Below are 19,820 nucleotides of genomic sequence, written 5' to 3'. Positions count from 1 at the left end.
ATCCTTTTGGTTCACCCGGGGTTCAGCGGACGTGCTCAGGCGTCGCGCTCCACGAGGGCCGCGGGCGGCTCGTCGTCCATCTCGAAGGCCAGCGGGAACGGGGCGTGACCGGCGAGCCGGAACCAGCGGACCTTGCGGTGCTCGCGGAGCCTGCGGGCGGCGCCCACGGCGTCGTTGTGGAAGCGGCGCGCCATCGGGACCCGGCGCACGGCCTCGGCCAGCTCATGGGCCGCCGCCTCGCCGCCCGGGGCCTCGCGTACGGCCTCCACCTGGGCCGGGTCGGCGAAGACCGCGCGCAGCGCCTGGCTCAGCTCGCTCTCCGCGACCTCGCGCTGGTCCTCCTCGGCCTGCCGGGACGCGTGCGCCGCCTCGTACAGCACGATCGAGGCGGCCGGGTCCAGCACCCCGGAGGTGGCCAGCTCCTGCGTCACGGAGGCCCGCCGCAGCAACTGGGCGTCCAGGGCGGCCCGCGCGGCGTCCATCCGCACGTGCAGCCGGTCCAGCCGCCCGGCCGTCCAGCTGAGATACACGCCGATCACGACGAGGGCGACAAGGATCCAGATGAGGGTTGCGGTCACGCCGGAAGGCTATCGGCTGCGCACCGACTCCCTCGGTGTCGGTCCCCGACCGGCCGGGGCCGTCAGTCCCGCGCCAGTCCGAACCGCGCCCGCAGTCCCGTCGTGCGCTCGTCCGCCGCGACCGCTGCCGCGCCGGCCGTCACCGTCTCGTACACCGACAGGATGTCCGCGCCGACCGTCGACCAGTCGAAGCGCCGGACGTGGGCGCTGCCCCGCTCGCGCAGCTCCGCCAGGCGGGCCGGGTCCGAAAGCAGCCGTACGGCCGTCTCGGCGAGCGCGTCGGCGTTCTCGCCGGCGAAGACCTCGCCCGCCTCGCCCTGGTCGAGGACCTGGACGAAGGCGTCCAGGTCGGAGGCGAGGACGGGGGCGCCCGCCGACATCGCCTCGACCAGGATGATGCCGAAGCTCTCGCCTCCGGTGTTCGGCGCGACGTACAGGTCGACGCTGCGCAGGAGACGCGCCTTGTCCTCGTCGCTGACCATGCCGAGGAACTCCACGCGCGCGCGTGCCTCCTCCGGGAGGTCCTCCACGGCCGCCTTCTCGTCGCCCCGGCCGGCGACCAGAAGGCGCGTCTGCGGGCGGGCCGCGAGGATCTTCGGCAGGGCTTTCATGAGGACCGGCAGGCCCTTGCGGGGCTCGTCGATGCGGCCGATGAAGCCGATCGTGTCGCCCTGCCACTGCGGCTTCGGCTCGGCCTTGGCGAAGAAGTCCACGTCGACGCCGTTGGGGATGACCACCGCGTCCCCGCCGAGGTGCTCGACCAGGGTGCGCCGGGCGTACTCGCTGACCGCGATCCGCGCGCTGATCTTCTCCAGCGCGGCCTGAAGAATGGAGTACGCGGCGATCATCGCGCGCGAGCGGGGGTTGGAGGTGTGGAAGGTCGCGACGATCGGGCCCTGCGCCGCCCAGCAGGTCAGCAGCCCGAGCGAGGGCGAGGTCGGTTCGTGGATGTGCACCACGTCGAAGTGGCCCTCGTGCAGCCAGCGCCGTACGCGCGCGGCGGACAGGAAGCCGAAGTTCAGCCGGGCCACGGAGCCGTTGTACGGCACCGGGACCGCGCGGCCGGCCGAGACGACGTACGGCGGCAGCGGGGTGTCGTCGTCGGCCGGGGCGAGCACGGACACCTCGTGGCCGAGCCGGATGAAGTACTCGGCGAGGTCGCGGATGTGGAACTGGACGCCCCCGGGCACGTCCCAGGAGTACGGGCAGACGATCCCGATTCTCACGACGGCCCCTTCGCCGGGTCGAGGTCGGCGAGCCACAGGCGTTGGAGCATGTGCCAGTCCTCCGGATGGTCGGCGATCCCGGTGGCGAAGGCGTCGGCCAGCGCCTGTGTCATCACGGACGTCTTCTCCGCGCGCGTGCCTGACTCGGGTACCGCTATCGGGGGATGCACCTGCCCCTTCATGATCGGCGAGTCGTCGTACCAGAGGGTGACCGGCAGCAGCAGCGCGCCGGTCTGCTGGGCGAGCAGGGCCGGGCCCGCGGGCATCCGGGTGCGCTCGCCGAAGAAGTCGACCTCGACGCCGGAGGCGGACAGGTCACGGTCGGCGACCAGGCAGACCAGACCGCCGTCGCGCAGCCGCCGGGCCAGGGTGCCGAAGGCCGAGCCGCCGCTGTGCGGCAGGACCTCCATGCCGAGGCCCTCGCGGTAGGCGACGAAACGGTCGTAGAGCGTCTCGGGCTTCAGCCGCTCGGCGACCGTCGTGAACGGCGTTTCCAGCTTCGTGGTGACCCAGGCGCCGGCCAGGTCGTAGTTGGCCATGTGCGGCAGCGCGAGGACCACGCCCTGGCCGGAGGCGAGCCCGTCGGTGAGGTGGTGGATGTCCTTGGGGTCGAACCCGGTCCGCACCCGCTCGCGGCTCCAGGCCGGCAGCCGGAAGGACTCCATCCAGTAGCGCAGGTACGAGCGCATACCCGCGCGGGACAGCTGGGCGAGGCGCTCGGGCGTGGCACCGGGCACCACGCGCGCGTAGTTGCTCTCCAGCCGCTGGACGCCCTTGCCGCGCTGCTTCCAGGTGAGGTCGGCGATGGTGCGGCCGAGCCGGACCGCGGCCGGTTCGGGGAGCTTCTTGACGGTGCTCCAGCCGAGGCCGTACAGCGCGTCGCTGAGCCGGTCGGCGGTGCTCACTTCGCCGCCTCGCTCCCCCGGGACGCGTTCTGCCGGGCGGCCTCGTCCGCCTCGGCGGACTCGCGGCGGACGGTGACGACCCGCTGGATCAGCGTGACCAGGCTGCCGGCGGCGACGATCCACAGGGCGACCGGCAGCAGCCACTGGATGCCCGGCACACCGAACGTGTGCAGGCCCGCGAGACCGGCCGCGACCAGCGAGATCACGAGCCGCTCGGCGCGCTCCACCAGCCCGTTGACGGCGACCGGCAGCCCGATCGACTCGCCGCGCGCCTTGGTGTAGGACACCACCTGGCCGCTGGCCAGGCAGAAGATCGAGACGGCGCACAGGACGTTGTCGTTCCCGTTGCCCGCGTACCAGAGCGCGAAGCCGCCGAAGATCGCGCCGTCGGCGACGCGGTCGAGGGTGGAGTCGAGGAAGGCGCCCCAGCGGCTGGAGCGGCCCAGCTGGCGGGCCATGTTTCCGTCGACCAGGTCGGAGAAGACGAACAGGGTGATGACGACCGTGCCCCAGAAGAACTCGCCCCGGGGGTAGAAGACCAGCGCGCCCGCCACCACGCCGGCCGTGCCGATGAGCGTGACCGTGTCGGGGCTCACCCCCCGCCGGATGAGAAACGCGGCGAACGGTGTGAGGACACGCGTGAAGAATGCACGCGCGTACTTGTTCAGCATGGCCTTCCCGACGGTCGGTGTCGCCGCGGCCCTGGTGGCCTCCGGCTGGCCCATCGTAGTCACGCGCGCGCGTGCGTGGCGGGCGGGCACCCGCAGCCCGTGGCGTGAGCCGGCGTGCGCCGATGCGCGCGGGGCGTGCGTGGCGCGTACGGCGCCAGCCGCTGTCCTTCGTATGGACGCAACGTGACGGGAGTGGAAAGCTCGAATAACCGCGGGCGTCGCCGGAGCCGCCACCACACGCGGATCCCGCGTGTCCGCGCCCACAGTGACCTCACCGTGCACGGGAGGCAGGATCATGGGCGACAAGGCACAGACACACCACCCCGGGGCCGCCGGCAGGGCTCTTGAGGCCGACCAGCCCGCGTCTGTACGGAACGTGGTGCTGGTCGGCCACTCCGGTTCGGGCAAGACGACTCTGGTGGAGGCCCTCGCGCTGACCGCGGGGGCGGTGAACCGGGCGGGCCGCGTCGAGGACGGCGGCACCGTCTCGGACTACGACGAGATCGAGCACCGGCAGCAACGCTCCGTACAGCTCTCGCTGGTGCCCGTCGAATGGAACGGCATCAAGATCAACCTCCTCGACACCCCCGGGTACGCCGACTTCGTCGGGGAGCTGCGGGCCGGTCTGCGGGCGGCGGACGCGGCCCTCTTCGTCGTCTCGGCCTCGGACGGGGTGGACGGCGCGACCCGGATGGTCTGGGAGGAGTGCGCGGCCGTCGGCATGCCCCGCGCGATCGTGATCACGCACCTGGAGGCCGCGCGCGCGGACTTCGAGGACATGACCCGGACCTGCGCGGAGGCCTTCGGCGGGGACGACCCGGACGCCGTGCTCCCGCTGTACACGCCGCTGCGCGGCCCGGAGGGACCCGACGGGCACGCGCCGGTGACCGGGCTGGTCGGGCTGCTGACGCAGAAGTTGTTCGACTACTCGACCGGGGAGCGCAAGGAGTCCGAGCCCGGCGCGGACCAGCTGCCGGACATCGAGGAGGCCCGCAACCGGCTCATCGAGGGGATCATCGCAGAGAGCGAGGACGAGACCCTCATGGACCGCTATCTCGGCGGCGAGCAGATCGACGTCAAGACCCTGATCGAGGACCTGGAGCGGGCCGTCGCCCGCGGCTCGTTCTTCCCCGTCCTGGCGGCCGCCCCCGCCGCCGAGGGCGCCAGGCAGGGGCTCGGCACGGTCGAACTGCTGGAGCTGGTCACCGGCGGCTGTCCGACTCCGTTCGAGCACGCGCTGCCCGAGGTCAGCGGCATCGACGGCACACGACGCGAGCTGAAGCCGTGCGACACCGACGGCCCGCTGGTCGCCGAGGTCGTCAAGACCGCCTCCGACCCCTACGTCGGCCGCGTCTCCCTCGTCCGCGTCTTCTCCGGCACCCTGCGCCCCGACCAGACGGTGCACGTCTCCGGGCACGGGCTCGCCGACCGCGGCCACGAGGACCATGACGTCGACGAGAAGGTCGGCGCCCTGTCCATGCCCTTCGGCAAGCAGCAGCGCCCGGTGACGCACGCCGTCGCCGGTGACCTGGTGTGCGTGGCCAAGCTGGGCCGCGCCGAGACCGGGGACACGCTCTCCGCGAAGGACGACCCGCTGCTGATGGAGCCCTGGCGGATGCCCGACCCGCTGCTGCCGCTCGCCATCCAGGCACACAGCAAGCCCGACGAGGACAAGCTCTCCCAGGGCCTTTCCCGGCTGGTCGCCGAGGATCCGACGATGCGTCTGGAGCACAACCAGGACACCCACCAGGTGGTCCTGTGGTGCCTGGGCGAGGCCCACGCGGACGTGGCCCTGGAGCGGCTGCGCAACCGTTACGGCGTCCAGGTCGACGTCGTCCCGCACCGGGTCTCCCTCCGGGAGACGTTCGCGCACAAGGCGTCCGGGCGCGGCCGGCATGTGAAGCAGTCGGGCGGGCACGGGCAGTACGCGATCTGCGAGATCGAGGTGGAGCCGCTGCCGGGCGGCTCGGGCATCGAGTTCGTGGACAAGGTGGTCGGCGGTGCCGTGCCGCGCCAGTTCATCCCGTCCGTCGAGAAGGGCGTACGGGCGCAGGCCGCCAAGGGCGTCGCCGCCGGGTATCCGCTGGTGGACGTGCGGATCACGCTGCTGGACGGCAAGGCGCACTCGGTGGACTCCTCCGACGCCGCCTTCCAGACGGCGGGCGCACTCGCGCTGCGGGAGGCCGCGGCCGACGCGAGGATCCATCTGCTGGAGCCGGTGGCCGAGGTGTCGGTGCTGGTCGGCGACGACTACGTGGGCGCGGTGATGAGCGACCTGTCGGGCCGGCGCGGCCGGGTGCTCGGCACGGAACAGGTCGGCGCCGGACGGACCCTGATCCGGGCCGAGGTGCCCGAGTTCGAGATCGGCCGGTACGCGGTCGACCTGCGCTCGCTCTCCCACGGCACGGCCCGCTTCGACCGGAGTTACGCCCGGCACGAGCCGATGCCTCCGCAGATCGCCGAGCGGATCCGCGAACAGGCGGACGAAACGGTGTAGTTCACGGCGGGACGCACCCCGATCGGGCGGACGGCTTCGGCCGTCCGCCCCCGTATGTCGGTGGCTGAGGATACGCTGATGACCTGATCAACAGGTGTGCGGAGTACGGAAGTCGGGAAGGCCGCAGGAGCGGGGCGGCGGCAAGTGGGGGCGGGAATGAGCTTCGAGGACTTCTTCGGGCCACAGGTGCCCAGGCCGGGCGGCGGTGAGCAGGCCCCGACCTTTGCCCTGGCCTCGGCGGCGTACCGGGACACGCCGATGGAGGAGATCAAGAAGGCCGACAACGAATGGCACCAGTCGACGGTCACCGAGCACCGCTCGTGGGCGAAGATCTTCCGACCCAACTTCGGTGAGGCGTACGCCCAGGCGGTGATCGACCGCATGCTGGGCGTCGACAGGAAGCCGCTCATCCAGTCCTTCGGCTGCGAGCCGCAGGTGGTCGTCGAGCACTGCCTCGCGGCCAACCGCATCCGCCGGGAGCGGGACACGAAGCTGACCGCCCTCATGGTGCTGTGCGGCCTGCTCTTCCTGCCCGGCCTGCTGGTCTGGCTGCTCGTCTTCCAGCTCCGGGCCCTGATGCTGAAGAACGACGACAAGCGGGTCTCGGGCCTCGGCACGCTCCTGGTTGCCGTCGTCGGCGTCGCCACGGTGATCTTCCTGATCCGGACGCCGTTCACCGGCTTCTGGCAGTGGTACGCGCGCGGCTGCGCCGTGGTCCCCGTCGCCGGCTGGTTCCTGGCCAAGCGGATCTGCGAGCGCACCGCGCAGGACCTGCGTGAGCGCTGGGGCGATCTGCTCTCCGGCGGCAGCGTCGGCGCGAAGGTCCCCGAGGCGGTGCCGACCAGCCCGGACCAGGCCGCGGCCGAGCAGCTGCGGCAGTCCCTGGCCCGGCTCAGCGCCGAGCAGCAGTCCAACTCGGTCTTCTACGCCGGTCCGAAGGGCATCCTCGGGATGGGCACCCGCTGGGGCTCCTGGCACCTCGCGGAGGAGCTGGTCCCCCTCGACGCGGTCAAGGGCATCCACGAGTTCCGCAGCTGGACGGTCGTCCGGGCGATCCACGACGAGCTGAGCGTGCTGGACCGGCAGCACCTGAAGACCGGCGGCTTCCCCAAGCCGCAGGTGAAGCACTGGATCGTCACGCATGTCGGCGAGGGCGCCAAGGCGGTGTCACGGCCGGAGGGGACGGACGTCGAGGCGTACCAGATCAAGCCGAAGGCAGTCGAGGACATCTGCAACAACCAGCAGTTCGACAGCGGCGACCGGCACTACCTGGGCGTGCAGTGGCCGCATCTGTGGAACGGCGACCTGATCCTCACCATGATGATCACGGTGACGGTGCTGAAGGAGACCCTGCGCATCGAGGTCACCGGACACGCTCTCGGCCCGGTCAACGGCCTGTTCAGCGCCAAGCCCGAGGCACCCGTCAAGAAGGTCGCGAAGACCGTCAAGTTCTGGGAGACCCGGACGATCAAGCTTCCGCTGGTCACCGCCGACGAGGTGGTGCGGCTCGCCGCGCGGGCCGCCATCGGCTGGTACCCGCCGCTGCTGAAGTGGCTCGGCGGCTCGATCGGCCTGCCCGAGCCCTTCGGTCTGCGGCACGCCTGGGCCGATCAGCCCTGGCGGCATCGTTTCATGGCCGACGACGCGCTGCGCGCGGCCACCCCGATACTCCGAGCGGTCCACCGGTCCGTGCTCAGGGTGCTCAGGGAACACGACGTGGACGTCGACAAGTTCAGCTCGCGGGCGTCCGTCCTGAGCGGGTCGGTCCAGGATGCCTCGCCCAAGAAGGCCGACACGTACGACGCGTGAGGGTGCGCCCCTGCTCCGTCGCGAGGAGGCCGGAGGAGGGGCAACCGACGGTTCAGGCCGTGGGCCAGGCCTCCGCCAGCATCTTCCTGGTGTCGGCGAGCAGCTGCGGCAGCACCTTCGTGTGGCCGACGACCGGCATGAAGTTCGTGTCGCCGCCCCAGCGCGGGACGATGTGCTGGTGCAGGTGGGCGGCGATGCCGGCGCCCGCCACCGTGCCCTGGTTCATGCCGATGTTGAAGCCGTGCGCGCCGGACGCGGTGCGCAGCGCCGTCATCGCCTGCTTGGTCAGCTCGGCCAGCTCGGCGGTCTCCGCCCCGGTCAGCTCGGTGTAGTCGGCCACGTGCCGGTACGGCACGGTCATCAGATGGCCGCCGTTGTACGGGTAGAGGTTGAGCACGGCGTACACGTGCTCACCGCGCCGGACGATCAACCCGTCCTCGTCGGACTTGGCCGGGAGCGAGCAGAACGGGCAGCCGTCGCCCTCCCCCGGGCCGGTCGGCTTGTTCTCGCCCTGGATGTACGCCATCCGGTGGGGCGTCCACAAACGCTGGAACGCGTCCTGCGTCCCCACCCCGATCTGCTGCTCCGGCTCACTCGTCATGCCATGCAGCATATGGCTTCGCCCGTTCTCGGCGTGTCGCCGGGGCAGCCGGGAGACGCTGTCCGGTCAAGCCGGGCCGGTGGACGACGACAGCCCTGCGGCGCGCTGGGAGCAGCGCACCGAGATCCCTCTCTTCGTGGCGGCGCTGCTCTTCCTGGCCGTGTACGCCACCCGCGTCCTGGCCACGGACCTGCCCGTGTTCTGGAGGCACCGGAGCACGTACCTGCTGCTCGCCCTCTGAGTGGTGTCCGCCGTGGACTACGCGGTGCACTGGCGGCTCAGCGGGCAGGGGCTGCGCTTCGTGCCGACGCATGTGCTGCACACGGTGGTGCTCGCCTTGCCGCTGCTGCGCCCGCTGCGGATCGTCCCGTTGTACGACGCGCTCCAGCACCGGTCCGGACAGCCGCGGCTCTCGCTGTACGCGCGGGTGATCTCGTACGCCGGGCTGTCCGCCCTGCTGCTCGGCTTCGCCGGTGCCCTCACGGTCTACCAGCAGGAGCGCGGGGCGCCCGGTGCGACGATGCGGACGTTCGGGGACGCCGTGTGGTGGGCCGCCTCGACCCTGAGCACGGTCGGCTACGGCGACGTCACCCCGGTGACCCCCGTCGGCCGGCTGATCGCGATCGTGATGATGGCCGGTGGCCTCGCCCTGCTCGGCGCCGTGACGGGGTCGTTCTCGTCCTGGCTGATGCGGACCTTCTACCGGGAGGGCGACGAGAGGCCCCCGGGGCGGTGAACCTCCCCGGGGGCCTTCGCGCGCGGCGGGTGCCGGATCAGACCTGGGCCCGCTCCTCGACGACCTGGGCGATCTTCGCGATGGCCTCGTCGAACGGGATGCCGTTCTCCTGCGAGCCGTCGCGGTAGCGGAAGGACACCGAGTTGTTCGACATGTCCTCGTCGCCCGCGATGACCATGAAGGGCACCTTCTGCTTCTGGGCGTTGCGGATCTTCTTCTGCATCCGGTCCGAGGAGGAGTCCACCTCGACGCGCAGGCCCTTCCTGCGGGCCGCCGCCGCGAACTTCGCCAGGTACTCGACGTGCGCGTCGCCGATCGGGATGCCGAGGGCCTGGACCGGGGCCAGCCACGCCGGGAAGGCGCCCGCGTAGTGCTCCAGGAGCACGGCGAAGAACCGCTCGATGGAGCCGAACAGGGCGCGGTGGATCATGACCGGGCGCTGCTTGGAGCCGTCCGGGCCGGTGTACTCCAGGTTGAAGCGCTCGGGCAGGTTGAAGTCGAGCTGGATGGTCGACATCTGCCAGGTACGGCCGATCGCGTCCTTGGCCTGGACGGAGATCTTCGGACCGTAGAAGGCGGCGCCGCCCGGGTCCGGGACGAGGGGCAGGCCCTGCTTCTCGGCGACCTGGCGCAGCGTCTCGGTCGCCTCCTCCCAGACCTCGTCGGAGCCGACGAACTTCTCCGGGTCCTTGGTGGACAGCTCCAGGTAGAAGTCGGTCAGGCCGTAGTCGCGCAGCAGGCCGAGGACGAAGGTGAGCGTCTTGTCCAGTTCCTCGGACATCTGCTCACGGGTGCAGTAGATGTGCGCGTCGTCCTGCGTGAAGCCGCGGGCCCGGGTGAGGCCGTGCACGACGCCCGACTTCTCGTACCGGTACACGGTCCCGAACTCGAAGAGTCGCAGCGGCAGTTCGCGGTACGAGCGGCCGCGCGCGTCGAAGATCAGGTTGTGCATCGGGCAGTTCATGGGCTTGAGGTAGTAGTCCACGCCCTCGTCGAGCTGCATGGGGGGGTACATGCCCTCGGCGTACCAGTCCAGGTGCCCGGACGTCTCGAAGAGCTTCCCCTTCGTGGCGTGCGGGGTGTAGACGAACTCGTAGCCCTCTTCCTCGTGGCGGCGCCGCGAGTAGTCCTCCATCGTGCGGCGGACGATGCCGCCCTTGGGGTGGAAGACGGCGAGGCCGGAGCCGATCTGCTCGGGGATGGAGAAGAGGTCCAGCTCGGTGCCGAGCTTGCGGTGGTCGCGCTTCTCGGCCTCGGCGAGGAAGTCCAGGTAGCCCTTCAGCTCGTCCTTGGACGGCCAGGCGGTGCCGTAGATGCGCTGGAGCATCGGGTTCTTCTCGCTGCCGCGCCAGTAGGCGGCCGCGTTGCGCATCAGCTTGAACGCCGGGATGAGGCGGGTGGAGGGCAGGTGCGGACCGCGGCAGAGGTCCTTCCAGCACAGCTCGCCGGTCTTGGCGTCCAGGTTGTCGTAGATCGTCAGCTCACCGGCGCCGACCTCGACGTCCGCGCCGTCGTCGCTGGACGCGGAGCCCTTGAGGCCGATCAGCTCCAGCTTGTACGGCTCGTCCGCCAGCTCCTCGCGGGCGGCCTCGTCGGTCACCACGCGGCGGGCGAACTTCTGCCCGCGCTTCTGGATCTCCTGCATCTTCTTCTCGATGGCCTTGAGATCCTCGGGCGTGAACGGCTTCTCGACGTCGAAGTCGTAGTAGAAGCCGTCCTTGACGGGCGGGCCGATGCCCAGCTTGGCCTCGGGGAAGATCTCCTGCACGGCCTGCGCCATGACGTGCGCGGTCGAGTGGCGCAGGATGTTCAGGCCGTCCTCGGAGGAGATCTCGACACCCTCGACGGTCTCGCCGTCCTGGACCGCGTAGGCGAGGTCCTTCAGCTCGCCAGCCACGCGCGCGGCGATGATCGAGCGCTCGCCCGCGAAGAGGTCGGCGGCCGTAGTGCCCGTCGTCACCACGCGTTCTTCCCGCTCGGAATCGCGTTGGATGATCACACGGACGTCTGACACCGGTCTCTCCTGACTGAAGGTGGGTGCGGCGCCATACCAGGAGCGCGCGCACAGGCGATCGTACCGACCCGACCGCGCCGACCGCTAAACGGTCACCCTCGGTCCCCGTCCCCGTACTCTCCCGGTCCGCCGTCCCCGCACGCCTCCTCGAAGAAGTCGAGGTTCTCCTGGAGGGCCTTCAGCAGCCGGTCCCGCTCGGCCTCGTCGACCTGGACGGGGACGACCCCGGAGGCTCCGGTGAGCCGGCGGAAGCCGCCCCGGCGCTCCAGCCGCCCGTGCACGCGCACCGGGAGGCCGACGAGATGGGCGTGGCCGGCGATGCGGTAGTCCTCCTCGTCCAGGGTGACGCGGACGTGCGGGACCTCGGCGCCGGCGAGGACGCGCAGCCTTACGGTGCCCTCGCCGCCGGGGCCGGAGCGGCGCATGCGGACCACGGCGCCGGTGATCCGGACCGGCACCGAGGGTTCCTCGCGCAGATAGCGGGCGGCGGCCTCGCGCAGCACGGGCAGATCGCCCGGGGAGAACTCGACGGGTTCGGCGGCGGGCGCGCAGCCCTCCGGGACTCCTGCGCCGGGTGCCCAGGCGACGGCGATCCGGGCGCCCTCGGTGCCCCGGACCAGCGTGGCCAGCGCCTCGGTCAGCTCGCGGCTGACCCCGGCCTCGACGGCGCCGTCGAAGGCGTCCATGCCGCCGGTGGCCCGCTGGTAGTCGATGGCCTCGCGGGCGGCGTGCAGCGCCTGGTGGAGGCGGACGGCGAGGGGCCGGCCCGCCGGGACGGGCGCGAAGGCGGTGAGGGTGCGGCCCTCGGCGGCGGGCCCGACGAGGACGTGTTCCAGCAGGGCGACGGCCGCGCGGCGGTGGCGGGCGCCGTGGTAGCCGGCACGCGCGCGGGTGGCGAGCGCGGCCGCGAGCAGCATCTGCCGTGCGGCGCCGCGCAGTTGCTCGTCGGCGCTCCAGGGCGCGGCGCCGGCGGGCCCGGCCGGGGCGTCGCGCCACCAGCGGATCTCGTCGCTGGGCAGGGCGAGGGAGATCAGCACCTCGCGCGCGCCGGGCGTCTCGCTGCGGGCGAGCGCGTCGAGGGCCTCGCCGAGCAGGTCGTCGCTGTCGGGGAAGGCGCGACTCTCCGGCACCAGCAGGCTGGTCGTGCCGGCGCCCGGCCCGGGCGGGGTCCAGCGGCCGTAGCGCCCCGGTGCTCCGCCGCGCCGCTGCCAGCCGTGCCGGTGCAGCAGCGCGCCGAGCACCGCCGGGTCGACCCGGGCGGGGTCGGGGGGCTGCTGCCGGGCGAGGTCGTCGGGATGCGGCCGGACCTGGCGCGGCAGCTCCTCGTACGGACGGCTCCTCATGGTCTGCCTCCCGTCCCGACCCGCGTCATGATCTCGCACAGCGCCCGGTCGTCGAAGATGCGCGAGGTCGGGATCCGCACGGTGGTCCGGTGCCGGCCGGTGACCGGGTGGCCGGCGAGGTTGACCCAGTAGCAGCAGTGCCGCAGGTCGAGCCGGTCGTGGCTGGCGCGCAGCCAGTCGTCCTGGGAGCGCGGGACGAGCATCACGACCAGGATCTTGTGCACCGAGACGGGTGTGCGGGCGAGCTTGCGCAGATGGTCGTTGTCGAGGGTGAAGGAGAAGGAGCGGCCCGGCGGGTTCGGCGGGATCTGGTAGGTGCACTTCAGCTGCACCTTGATGGTGACCTCGTCGTCGACGGTGTGTCCGGGCGCGCTGTGGCTGACGTGCCAGTCGATGCCGTTGTCCGGGAAGGGCTGGGACAGCGAGCATCCCGCCGCGGCGGCGACCGCGTGCAGATAGCCGACCTGCAAGGTCTCCATGCAGGCGGTGGTGGCGAGCGAGCCGCGGACGGTGCCCGGGCGATCGGGCAGCAGCCCGCCCCGCTCGGGCTGCGCTATGGCCATGACCAACAGCCTTCCAAGCAATGAGTGTCTCCGCTGCGGGCCGCTGAACTGCAAAGACCCGTACTCCTGTTGTCTCCTCGCGGCGTACGGCGCAAACAGCCCGGGTATCACCAAACAGGCAGAAGACGGAACGTCATCTGCGGTAGGTGAACGAGGAGTTGGGTTCGGATGACGACCTGGTACGAGGGGCCGCTCGCGGCCTTCGACACGGAGACGACGGGTGTGGACGTCGAGACCGACCGGATCGTGTCGGCCGCAGTCGTCGTCCAGGACGCCCCGGGCACCCGGCCCCGGATGTCCCGGTGGCTGGTGAACCCGGGGGTGCCGGTCCCCGAGGCGGCGACGGCGGTGCACGGGCTGACGGAGGAGCACCTCCAGCACAACGGCCGCTGGCCGGCGCCGGTGATGTACGAGATAGCCGAGCAGCTGGCGGAGCACGCGGCGATGGGGCGTCCGCTGGTGGTGATGAACGCGCCCTTCGATCTGACGCTGCTGGACCGGGAGTTGCGCCGGCACCGGGCGTCGTCGCTGGACCGCTGGTTCGAGTCGGTGCCGCTCAGGGTGCTGGACCCGCGGGTGCTGGACAAGCACCTGGACCGGTACCGCAAGGGCCGCCGCACGCTGACCGACCTGTGCGCCCACTACGAGGTGACGCTGGAGGGCGCGCACGACGCCGCGGCGGACGCATTGGCCGCGCTGGATGTCGTACGGGCGGTGGGCCGCCGTTTCGCGACCCGGCTGGAGCGCCTGTCCCCCGCCGAACTGCACACCCTCCAGGCCAACTGGCACGCGGCCCAGGCCCGTGGCCTCCAGGCCTGGTTCGCGCGCAGCGGCTCGACGGAGATCGTCAGCACGGACTGGCCCCTGCGGCCGGAGCTGCCGGCGGCGGCCTGAATACACGGAAGACCGGTCCGCTGCGGCGGACCGGTCTTCTCCCGGTGGGCGATACTGGGTTCGAACCAGTGACCTCTTCGGTGTGAACGAAGCGCTCTCCCACTGAGCTAATCGCCCGGGAACGCACTGAACAATACAGGTCGAGACGCGGATCCTTCAAACCGCTTCGAGACACCCCAGCAGTCCCCGTCGTCCGGCGGCCATCATCAGCCGGTGGTTGGCGCGGAAGACCGGGCGGCCGGGGACAGCGAGACGCCGCAGCAGGGGCTTGTTCACACTGACCACCTGGTCGTAGCGGGCGAGGGTGCCGGGGCCGTCGGCGGTGAGCGTCCAGCGGGCCCAGCCGTCGAGGTCGCCGGACATCGCGATCTCCAGGACCCCGGCGTCCGGGTCGCGGCGTGTCTCGCGTGCGGTGAAGGTCATCGTGTACGGCAGCGCGGGCCGGATGGTGAAGACGCCGGTGCGGTCGTCGAGCCGGGTCACCGTCCGGACCTGCGGCCACCAGCGGGGATAGTCCTCGGGCCGCTCCAGCACGGCGTACACGGCCGCCGGCGGGACGGGCAGGGACCACAGGCTGAGGAAGCGGTGGCGGTTCCAGTCCATGGGGGGAGTCTGCCCGCCGGGGCGCCCCGGTCTGAGTACGCGTACTCATGCGCCGCCTCGTGCGGCGCGGCAGACTCGGGGGGCGAGCGCCGCCGCCCGTGCGACGGCGCTCACCCAGCCCTGTCATCCGGGCATCCTGTCCCCGAGCAGGGCCAGGTTCTCGATGGCCGCGAGGCCGTAGAGCGCGGTGTCGTTGCTGGACACCCAGGCCGCCTCGCTCCCCTCCACCAGGGTGACCGGTCCGGTCAGCCTCTCGGTCCGCCACGGCGAGGACTCGGTGTAGCCGTCGGAGCCGTAGAACTTGGTCCAGGCGCGCTCGGCGAGGGTCGCGTCCCCGGTCTGTACGGCGGCGTAGGCGTCCAGGCGCGAGTGCCCCTGGAAGAGCAGCAGGGTGCCGAAGCCGGTGCCGTAGCGGGCCTTCTGTTCGGCCTTGGTGGCGTTGAAGTAGCGGCAGTAGTCCAGGTAGGCCTTCGTGAAGTCGGGCATGTCGACCAGTTGGATCAGCTCGGCGCACAGCTCGTTCAGGCCGAAGACGGCCGAGAGGTGGGACACGGAGACGACCGGCTTGTCGGCGACGGCGAATGCGCCGGTGTCGAGGTCGTACAGCCCGCTGCCCTGCACGAAGCCGTTGGGCTGGGCGGCGATGCCCCGCATCGTGGACAGCACGCGGGCCCTGGCCTTCTCCCACTGGGGGCCCTTGCGCTCCCACTCGGTCAGCCAGGCCGACACCAGGCCGCTCCAGTCCGTGCCGAAGCCGATGGACAGGGCGTGCCGGTCGGGGGTGTAGGGGTCGGTGCGGACCTTGCGCAGCGGGTCGAGGACGAGGAAGGTCTCGTCGGAGTCGACGTTGGCGTGCATGAGGTCGCCGACGCGTTCGTCGCCGGTGAGGAAGTAGTAGAAGCGGCGGTAGGTGGTGTTGGCGATGCGCTGCTGCTTGGCGCTGTCGCCGAAGTGCTGCACACCGTGCCGGGTCCCGAGGCCCGCCCATGTGCCGAGGTGGTAGACGTCGACCTCGCCGGTGTGCCGGGTGAGCGCCTCGGCGAAGCGGAAGAGGTCGGAGCGGCCGGAGCGCAGGTACGCGTACCAGAGCCACAGGTCGGGTGACAGCTCGGAGTTGTCCCAGGCGTAGCCGCCGACGTCGTAGCGCCACTGGTGGCGCACGGTGTCGTAGGTGTGCATGAAGTCGCCGTAGTCCCAGAAGCCGTACCAACGGCGTTGCTCCACCTGGTCCTTGTAGTAGGTGAAGAGGAAGTCGAGGTGGTCCTCGATCTTCGCCTTGGCCGGAGTGGAGCGGTCCGGCTCCGAGAACAGGCCGGGGCCGAAGACCTTGGCCCTGACGAGCTGCCGGGGCGGGGCGGCGAGTTGCGGCAGCACCCGTACGGCCGCGATCTGCTGGGCGAGGGTGTCGCCGGAGGGCGTGGCGTCGTTGGCCCAGAAGAGGAGTTCGGAGGTCCGGGCGATGCCGTAGGGGGTGCCGAACTTCGGCTCGTAGTCCTCGTAGGTGATGTTGAGGCCTTCGAGCTGCTCGGCGTAGGTGTCCTGGCCCATGCCGTCGTGGTAGAAGCGCAGGTCCATGGGCTGGGCCTCGGGCGACCAGAGCCAGAGGGTGACGGTGGCCTCGTCGGTGTGGGCGTCGCGGATGTCGAGCTGGGCGGGGAACTTCTCCCAGAAGTCCCGGAGGCCGAAGGAGAGTCCGCCGCTCGCGCCGCCGACGTAGCCGAAGCCGGAGGCCCGCCTGCCACCGCCGGCGGCGATCCAGCCGTACCCCTTCTTGGTGCGCTTGCGCAGAGTGAAGCCGTCGGCGGAGAGCTGGGCGAGGGTGTAGTCGCCCCAGTGCGGGACGTACGGCAACCGGGTCGTCACGCGCTGGTCCCAGGTGGCGGGGTCCGGCAGCTTCCGGCCCTCGTACTGGGCGCTCTGCACGGCGGCTCCCGGGTCCCGGCGCAGTCCGGTGATGCCCTGGACGGCCTCACGGAGCAGACCGCTGCCCTCGCCGCCGATGCGGATGTGCCGGTCGTACGCCGCGTCGCGCATCGGCACGGAGAAGCGGACGCCGAGCCCGCGGACGAAGTCCCCGCTCGCCTTGCCGGGCTCCTGCTTCCCGTCGTAGGTGATGGTGTGCACCATGCGGAAGGAGTCGGCGCCGGCGTAGAAGTACAGGCGGAGGGAGAACGGCAGCCAACTGCGGCTTCCCTTGCGGTGCTTGCCGTCGATGCGGACGACCGCGCGGACGGGGCCGTCCTGCTCGACGGTGACCTCGTCGACGGTGCCGTCGAACCGCTCGGTCCTCACAGTGCCCTGGTCCTCGTCCTCGACCTCGGGCTGGCGGAGGAGGACGAGGCGCCCGTTGCGGGCGATCTCCGCCGCCCCCCGGGTGACGGACTTGATCAGGGTCGAGCCGCTCCTGCCGATCCGCGCGGTGATGACGCCGGTGGAGACGTCGATGGTGCCGCCGTTCTTGTCGACGGTGACCCGCTTGTCGGGGGCGGCGGCCGTGCCGGCGGTCAGCGTGAGCGTGCCGCTGCCCGAACTCACCGCGTGGGCCGTCCACTTGAGGGAGCCGTCGGGCCAGTAGGCGAGCGGCCAGGTCTGGACGGGGACGTCCTTGCCCGCGGCATCCGTGAGCGCGAACGTCTGGTCCTCCTGGTGGGCGCCCATGGGCCAGGGCACGCCGACCGTGGTGCCGGGCGCGGCGCCGAGGCCGCCGGCCTCCAGCCAGTCCAGGGTGACGGGGGCGTCGCCGCCGGCCGCAGCTCCGGGCGCGGCCTCGGCGTCCTTGGCCCCGAGCACCCAGCTGAACTGCGCTGCGGCTCCGGCGACGGCGGCCGCCTGGAGGAGGGATCTGCGGGGGATGGGGGACATGGCCTTCCTTCCATAGATGATCTGATCAGGGGCATGACAGAGACACGGCGCCCAGGGGCACCGGCCTTGAGGCAGGTCAGCGGCGCCGGTACCGCTCCTCGACGGCGACGGCCGCCGCCGTGACGGCACCGAGCACGGGCACCGCCAGGGGGGCGATGAGCAGGGCGGAGCAGACGGTGAGCACCACTCCGCCGACCAGCAGGAAGGATCCGGCGGGGTCGAGGACCGTACGCCGGCCCGCCTCCGCGAGCAGAGCGCGCCAACGGGTGCCGGGCGCCCAGACGGCCGCCGCGCGCAGTCCGGCCACGGCGACCCCGATCAGCGCGAGCAGTCCTACGGCGCCCACGAGCGGTCCGCCGGGCAGCCCGGCGCGTACGGCCCGCACCTCCAGCCAGGCCAGGGCCGGGACGGCCCAGCCCGCGAGCCCGACCGCCCAGCCCCCGCGCAGGGCGGCGCGGAAGTCGGCGGTGAACTCCCGCCATCCGCCTGCCCGGTGGCCGGTGCGGCGGCGCAGATGCCGGGCACCGGCGGCGAAGGCGGCCGGATAGGTGACGACCCCGAGGGAGGCCACCGCGATCCATACGCCGGTGAGCAGACATTCGGCGAAGACGGCGAACCGCTCGGCGAACTCGGAGTCCTTGCGTGCCTTCACACGTGCTTCGGCCATGCCGGTCGCCTCACCCCTTCAGCCCGGAGGTCGCCATCCCGTCGATCAGATGGCGCTGGAAGGCGAGGAAGAACAGCAGCACGGGCAGCAGCGCGACCAGGGACATCGCGATCATCCCGCCGTAGTTGGCGGCGACGCCGTCGGAGTCGCGGAACATCATCAGGCCCAGGGAGACCGTGTACTTGCCGGGCTCGTTGAGGTAGATCAGCGGGCCCATGAAGTCGTTCCAGGCGTTGATGAAGGTGAAGATCGCGCTGGTGATGAGCGCGGGCCGGGACAGCGGCAGCACGATCGACCAGTAGATGCGCAGGTGCCCGCAGCCGTCGAGCCGGGCCGCCTCGTCCAGCTCCCTCGGCAGGTTCCGCATGAACTGCACCATGAGGAAGACGAAGAACGCCTCCGTGGCGAGGTACTTGCCGATCAGCAGCGGGGTGTAGGTGTTGACCCAGCCGAGCTTCTGGAACATCACGTACTGCGGGATCAGCAGCACGTGGTACGGCAGCAGCAGCGTGCCGATCATCAGCGAGAAGAGCAGGTTGCGCCCGGCGAAGCGAATGCGGGCGAACGCGTACGCGGTCAGCGAGCAGGAGATGAGGACGCCGACGACGGCACCGCCCGCGTAGAAGAGGGAGTTCTGGAAGAAGGTCCGGATCTGGACGTCCGCGATGCCGTCGGCGAGGCCCTTGAAGTTGCTCAGGATCGGGTGGGACGGGAACAGCGTGAGGCTGTTGACGACGTCCTTGCCGGGTTTGAAGGAGGCGCCGATCACCCAGATCACCGGGTAGAGGATGACCGCGAGGATCAGCAGGGCGCCGAGGTGCCAGACGAGGGATCCGGTGCGCCTGCGGATCGGCGGGGACGACGGCTTGGCGGCCGTGGTGGCACTCATCGGGCGTCCTCCTCGTAGTGCACCCATTTCTTCTGGGACCAGAAGAGGACGGCCGTCACCAGGGCCACGGCGAGCAGCAGCATCCAGGCCATGGCGGAGGCGAAGCCCATCTGGGCGTTCTTGAAGCCCTGTTGGTACAGGTAGCAGGTGTAGACGAGCGTGGCGTCGGCCGGGCCGCACTGGGTGTTGGAGACGACGTAGGCCGAGCCGAAGATCTGGAAGGAGTGGATGGTCTCCAGGAGCACGTTGAAGAAGAGCACCGGGGAGATCATCGGCAGGGTGATGGTCCAGAACGTACGGAAGGGTCCGGCGCCGTCCACCTCGGCGGCCTCGTACAGCTCCCTGGGCACCTGCTTCAGCCCCGCCAGGAAGATGACCATGGGCGCGCCGAACTGCCAGACGGTCAGCGCGACCAGGCAGTACAGCACCCAGTCGGCGTTGCCGACCCAGCCGCCGACGTGCCAGCCGAAGAAGGACTGGGTACGGTCCACGATCGCGCCGTCGGAGAACAGCGAGCGCCAGACGAAGCCGACCGAGACGCTCGCGCCGATCAGCGAGGGGGCGTAGAAGGCGGCCCGGTAGAAAGCCTGGCCGCGGCGGCTCTGGGCGAGCAGGAGGGCCACCCCGAGGGCCAGCAGCAGCTTCAGCGGCGTGCCGATGATCACGTACTTCGCCGTCACCTCCACCGACTTCTGCCAGCGGGGGTCCGCGAACATCTTGGTGAAGTTGTCGAGCCCGACCCACCGGGGGCTGTTGAAGAGGTCGTAGTCGGTGAACGCGAAGTACAGCGAGGCGACCATCGGGCCCGCGGTCAGCAGCAGGAAGCCCGCGATCCACGGGGACATGAAGAGGTAGCCGGCGAGGTTCTCGCGGCGGCGGCCGGGCCGCCCCGTGGTGGCGGAGGCGGCCGGGCGCGTCCTGCGGGCGGCGGGCGCGGAGTGCTTGACGAGCGTCACGGCATG

The 19,820-nt window shown here is 71.3% G+C and carries 16 protein-coding genes, 1 tRNA gene and 1 pseudogene; 4 read left to right on the top strand and 14 right to left on the bottom strand.

What is annotated here, in order from left to right; genetic code table 11:
• Positions 1-35: 35 nt before the first annotated feature.
• From ACZ4MF_RS33260 to pgsA, 4 genes are all read right to left on the bottom strand, one after another.
• Complete coding sequence (locus ACZ4MF_RS33260; RefSeq protein WP_467495937.1) at positions 36-578, bottom strand: LemA family protein; 543 nt, start codon at positions 576-578, stop codon at positions 36-38.
• 62 nt (positions 579-640) lie between these two features.
• Positions 641-1,804, bottom strand: a complete 1,164-nt coding sequence (locus ACZ4MF_RS33255) for a glycosyltransferase family 4 protein (RefSeq protein WP_467495935.1) — start codon at positions 1,802-1,804, stop codon at positions 641-643.
• Positions 1,801-2,709, bottom strand: a complete 909-nt coding sequence (locus tag ACZ4MF_RS33250; protein WP_467495933.1) for a phosphatidylinositol mannoside acyltransferase — start codon at positions 2,707-2,709, stop codon at positions 1,801-1,803. Before ACZ4MF_RS33250 ends, ACZ4MF_RS33255 begins: the two co-directional genes overlap by 4 nt.
• Positions 2,706-3,434, bottom strand: a complete 729-nt coding sequence (gene pgsA, locus ACZ4MF_RS33245; RefSeq protein ID WP_467496011.1) for a phosphatidylinositol phosphate synthase — start codon at positions 3,432-3,434, stop codon at positions 2,706-2,708. Before pgsA ends, ACZ4MF_RS33250 begins: the two co-directional genes overlap by 4 nt.
• 241 nt (positions 3,435-3,675) lie before the next feature.
• On the opposite strand from pgsA, the gene ACZ4MF_RS33240 reads away from it, so the two are divergent.
• Positions 3,676-5,877, top strand: coding sequence for an elongation factor G-like protein EF-G2 (locus ACZ4MF_RS33240; RefSeq protein ID WP_467495931.1), 2,202 nt, complete (start codon positions 3,676-3,678; stop codon positions 5,875-5,877).
• Positions 5,878-6,033: 156 nt separating this feature from the next.
• On the top strand, positions 6,034-7,686 hold the full coding sequence (locus ACZ4MF_RS33235) for a hypothetical protein (protein ID WP_467495929.1): 1,653 nt from the start codon (positions 6,034-6,036) through the stop codon (positions 7,684-7,686).
• Positions 7,687-7,738: 52 nt separating this feature from the next.
• On the opposite strand, the gene ACZ4MF_RS33230 is transcribed toward ACZ4MF_RS33235, so the two are convergent.
• A complete protein-coding gene (locus tag ACZ4MF_RS33230; RefSeq protein WP_356022018.1) occupies positions 7,739-8,299 on the bottom strand; it encodes an HIT family protein in 561 nt (186 codons plus the stop codon).
• Positions 8,300-8,366: 67 nt separating this feature from the next.
• On the opposite strand from ACZ4MF_RS33230, the pseudogene ACZ4MF_RS33225 reads away from it, so the two are divergent.
• Positions 8,367-9,023: pseudogene (locus tag ACZ4MF_RS33225) on the top strand (potassium channel family protein).
• Between the two features lie 37 nt (positions 9,024-9,060).
• Here the strand turns inward: ACZ4MF_RS33225 and thrS are convergent.
• The 3 genes from thrS to ACZ4MF_RS33210 form a co-directional block, all read right to left on the bottom strand.
• The gene (gene thrS, locus ACZ4MF_RS33220) at positions 9,061-11,037 is read right to left on the bottom strand and encodes a threonine--tRNA ligase (protein ID WP_467495927.1); all 1,977 of its coding nucleotides are present in this window, start codon (positions 11,035-11,037) and stop codon (positions 9,061-9,063) included.
• Positions 11,038-11,129: 92 nt separating this feature from the next.
• The gene (locus tag ACZ4MF_RS33215; protein ID WP_467495925.1) at positions 11,130-12,380 is read right to left on the bottom strand and encodes a hypothetical protein; all 1,251 of its coding nucleotides are present in this window, start codon (positions 12,378-12,380) and stop codon (positions 11,130-11,132) included.
• Entirely contained in the window at positions 12,377-12,943 is a 567-nt protein-coding gene (locus ACZ4MF_RS33210; protein ID WP_356022028.1) for a DUF4365 domain-containing protein, read from the bottom strand. Before ACZ4MF_RS33210 ends, ACZ4MF_RS33215 begins: the two co-directional genes overlap by 4 nt.
• A gap of 168 nt (positions 12,944-13,111) precedes the next feature.
• On the opposite strand from ACZ4MF_RS33210, the gene ACZ4MF_RS33205 reads away from it, so the two are divergent.
• The gene (locus ACZ4MF_RS33205; protein WP_356022031.1) at positions 13,112-13,837 is read left to right on the top strand and encodes a 3'-5' exonuclease; all 726 of its coding nucleotides are present in this window, start codon (positions 13,112-13,114) and stop codon (positions 13,835-13,837) included.
• Between the two features lie 45 nt (positions 13,838-13,882).
• On the opposite strand, the gene ACZ4MF_RS33200 is transcribed toward ACZ4MF_RS33205, so the two are convergent.
• From ACZ4MF_RS33200 to ACZ4MF_RS33175, 6 genes are all read right to left on the bottom strand, one after another.
• Positions 13,883-13,954 (bottom strand) — tRNA-Val (locus ACZ4MF_RS33200).
• 39 nt (positions 13,955-13,993) lie between these two features.
• On the bottom strand, positions 13,994-14,440 hold the full coding sequence (locus ACZ4MF_RS33195; RefSeq protein ID WP_467495922.1) for an SRPBCC family protein: 447 nt from the start codon (positions 14,438-14,440) through the stop codon (positions 13,994-13,996).
• A 123-nt stretch (positions 14,441-14,563) separates the two neighbouring features.
• On the bottom strand, positions 14,564-17,302 hold the full coding sequence (locus tag ACZ4MF_RS33190) for an exo-rhamnogalacturonan lyase family protein (RefSeq protein WP_467495920.1): 2,739 nt from the start codon (positions 17,300-17,302) through the stop codon (positions 14,564-14,566).
• Positions 17,303-17,378: 76 nt separating this feature from the next.
• On the bottom strand, positions 17,379-17,969 hold the full coding sequence (locus tag ACZ4MF_RS33185; RefSeq protein ID WP_467495918.1) for a hypothetical protein: 591 nt from the start codon (positions 17,967-17,969) through the stop codon (positions 17,379-17,381).
• Between the two features lie 10 nt (positions 17,970-17,979).
• The gene (locus tag ACZ4MF_RS33180) at positions 17,980-18,858 is read right to left on the bottom strand and encodes a carbohydrate ABC transporter permease (protein ID WP_467495916.1); all 879 of its coding nucleotides are present in this window, start codon (positions 18,856-18,858) and stop codon (positions 17,980-17,982) included.
• Complete coding sequence (locus tag ACZ4MF_RS33175) at positions 18,855-19,814, bottom strand: carbohydrate ABC transporter permease (protein WP_467495914.1); 960 nt, start codon at positions 19,812-19,814, stop codon at positions 18,855-18,857. The genes ACZ4MF_RS33180 and ACZ4MF_RS33175 overlap by 4 nt, the downstream gene beginning before the upstream one ends.
• Positions 19,815-19,820: the final 6 nt, after the last annotated feature.

Source organism: Streptomyces sp. NPDC025793, assembly GCF_055558375.1.
The sequence above is the reverse complement of the archived record's forward strand: the minus strand, read 5'-3'. Positions and strand labels throughout refer to the sequence as shown.

What these genes read in the sequence shown, in the direction of transcription:
- ACZ4MF_RS33180 (WP_467495916.1), bottom strand. Translation starts at nt 18,858, where the DNA reads ATGAGTGCCACCACGGCCGCCAAGCCGTCGTCCCCGCCGATCCGCAGG.
- ACZ4MF_RS33235 (WP_467495929.1), top strand. Translation starts at nt 6,034, where the DNA reads ATGAGCTTCGAGGACTTCTTCGGGCCACAGGTGCCCAGGCCGGGCGGC.
- ACZ4MF_RS33215 (WP_467495925.1), bottom strand. Translation starts at nt 12,380, where the DNA reads ATGAGGAGCCGTCCGTACGAGGAGCTGCCGCGCCAGGTCCGGCCGCAT.
- ACZ4MF_RS33190 (WP_467495920.1), bottom strand. Translation starts at nt 17,302, where the DNA reads ATGTCCCCCATCCCCCGCAGATCCCTCCTCCAGGCGGCCGCCGTCGCC.
- ACZ4MF_RS33185 (WP_467495918.1), bottom strand. Translation starts at nt 17,969, where the DNA reads ATGGCCGAAGCACGTGTGAAGGCACGCAAGGACTCCGAGTTCGCCGAG.
- pgsA (WP_467496011.1), bottom strand. Translation starts at nt 3,434, where the DNA reads ATGGGCCAGCCGGAGGCCACCAGGGCCGCGGCGACACCGACCGTCGGG.
- ACZ4MF_RS33230 (WP_356022018.1), bottom strand. Translation starts at nt 8,299, where the DNA reads ATGCTGCATGGCATGACGAGTGAGCCGGAGCAGCAGATCGGGGTGGGG.
- ACZ4MF_RS33195 (WP_467495922.1), bottom strand. Translation starts at nt 14,440, where the DNA reads ATGGACTGGAACCGCCACCGCTTCCTCAGCCTGTGGTCCCTGCCCGTC.
- ACZ4MF_RS33205 (WP_356022031.1), top strand. Translation starts at nt 13,112, where the DNA reads ATGACGACCTGGTACGAGGGGCCGCTCGCGGCCTTCGACACGGAGACG.
- ACZ4MF_RS33240 (WP_467495931.1), top strand. Translation starts at nt 3,676, where the DNA reads ATGGGCGACAAGGCACAGACACACCACCCCGGGGCCGCCGGCAGGGCT.
- ACZ4MF_RS33210 (WP_356022028.1), bottom strand. Translation starts at nt 12,943, where the DNA reads ATGGCCATAGCGCAGCCCGAGCGGGGCGGGCTGCTGCCCGATCGCCCG.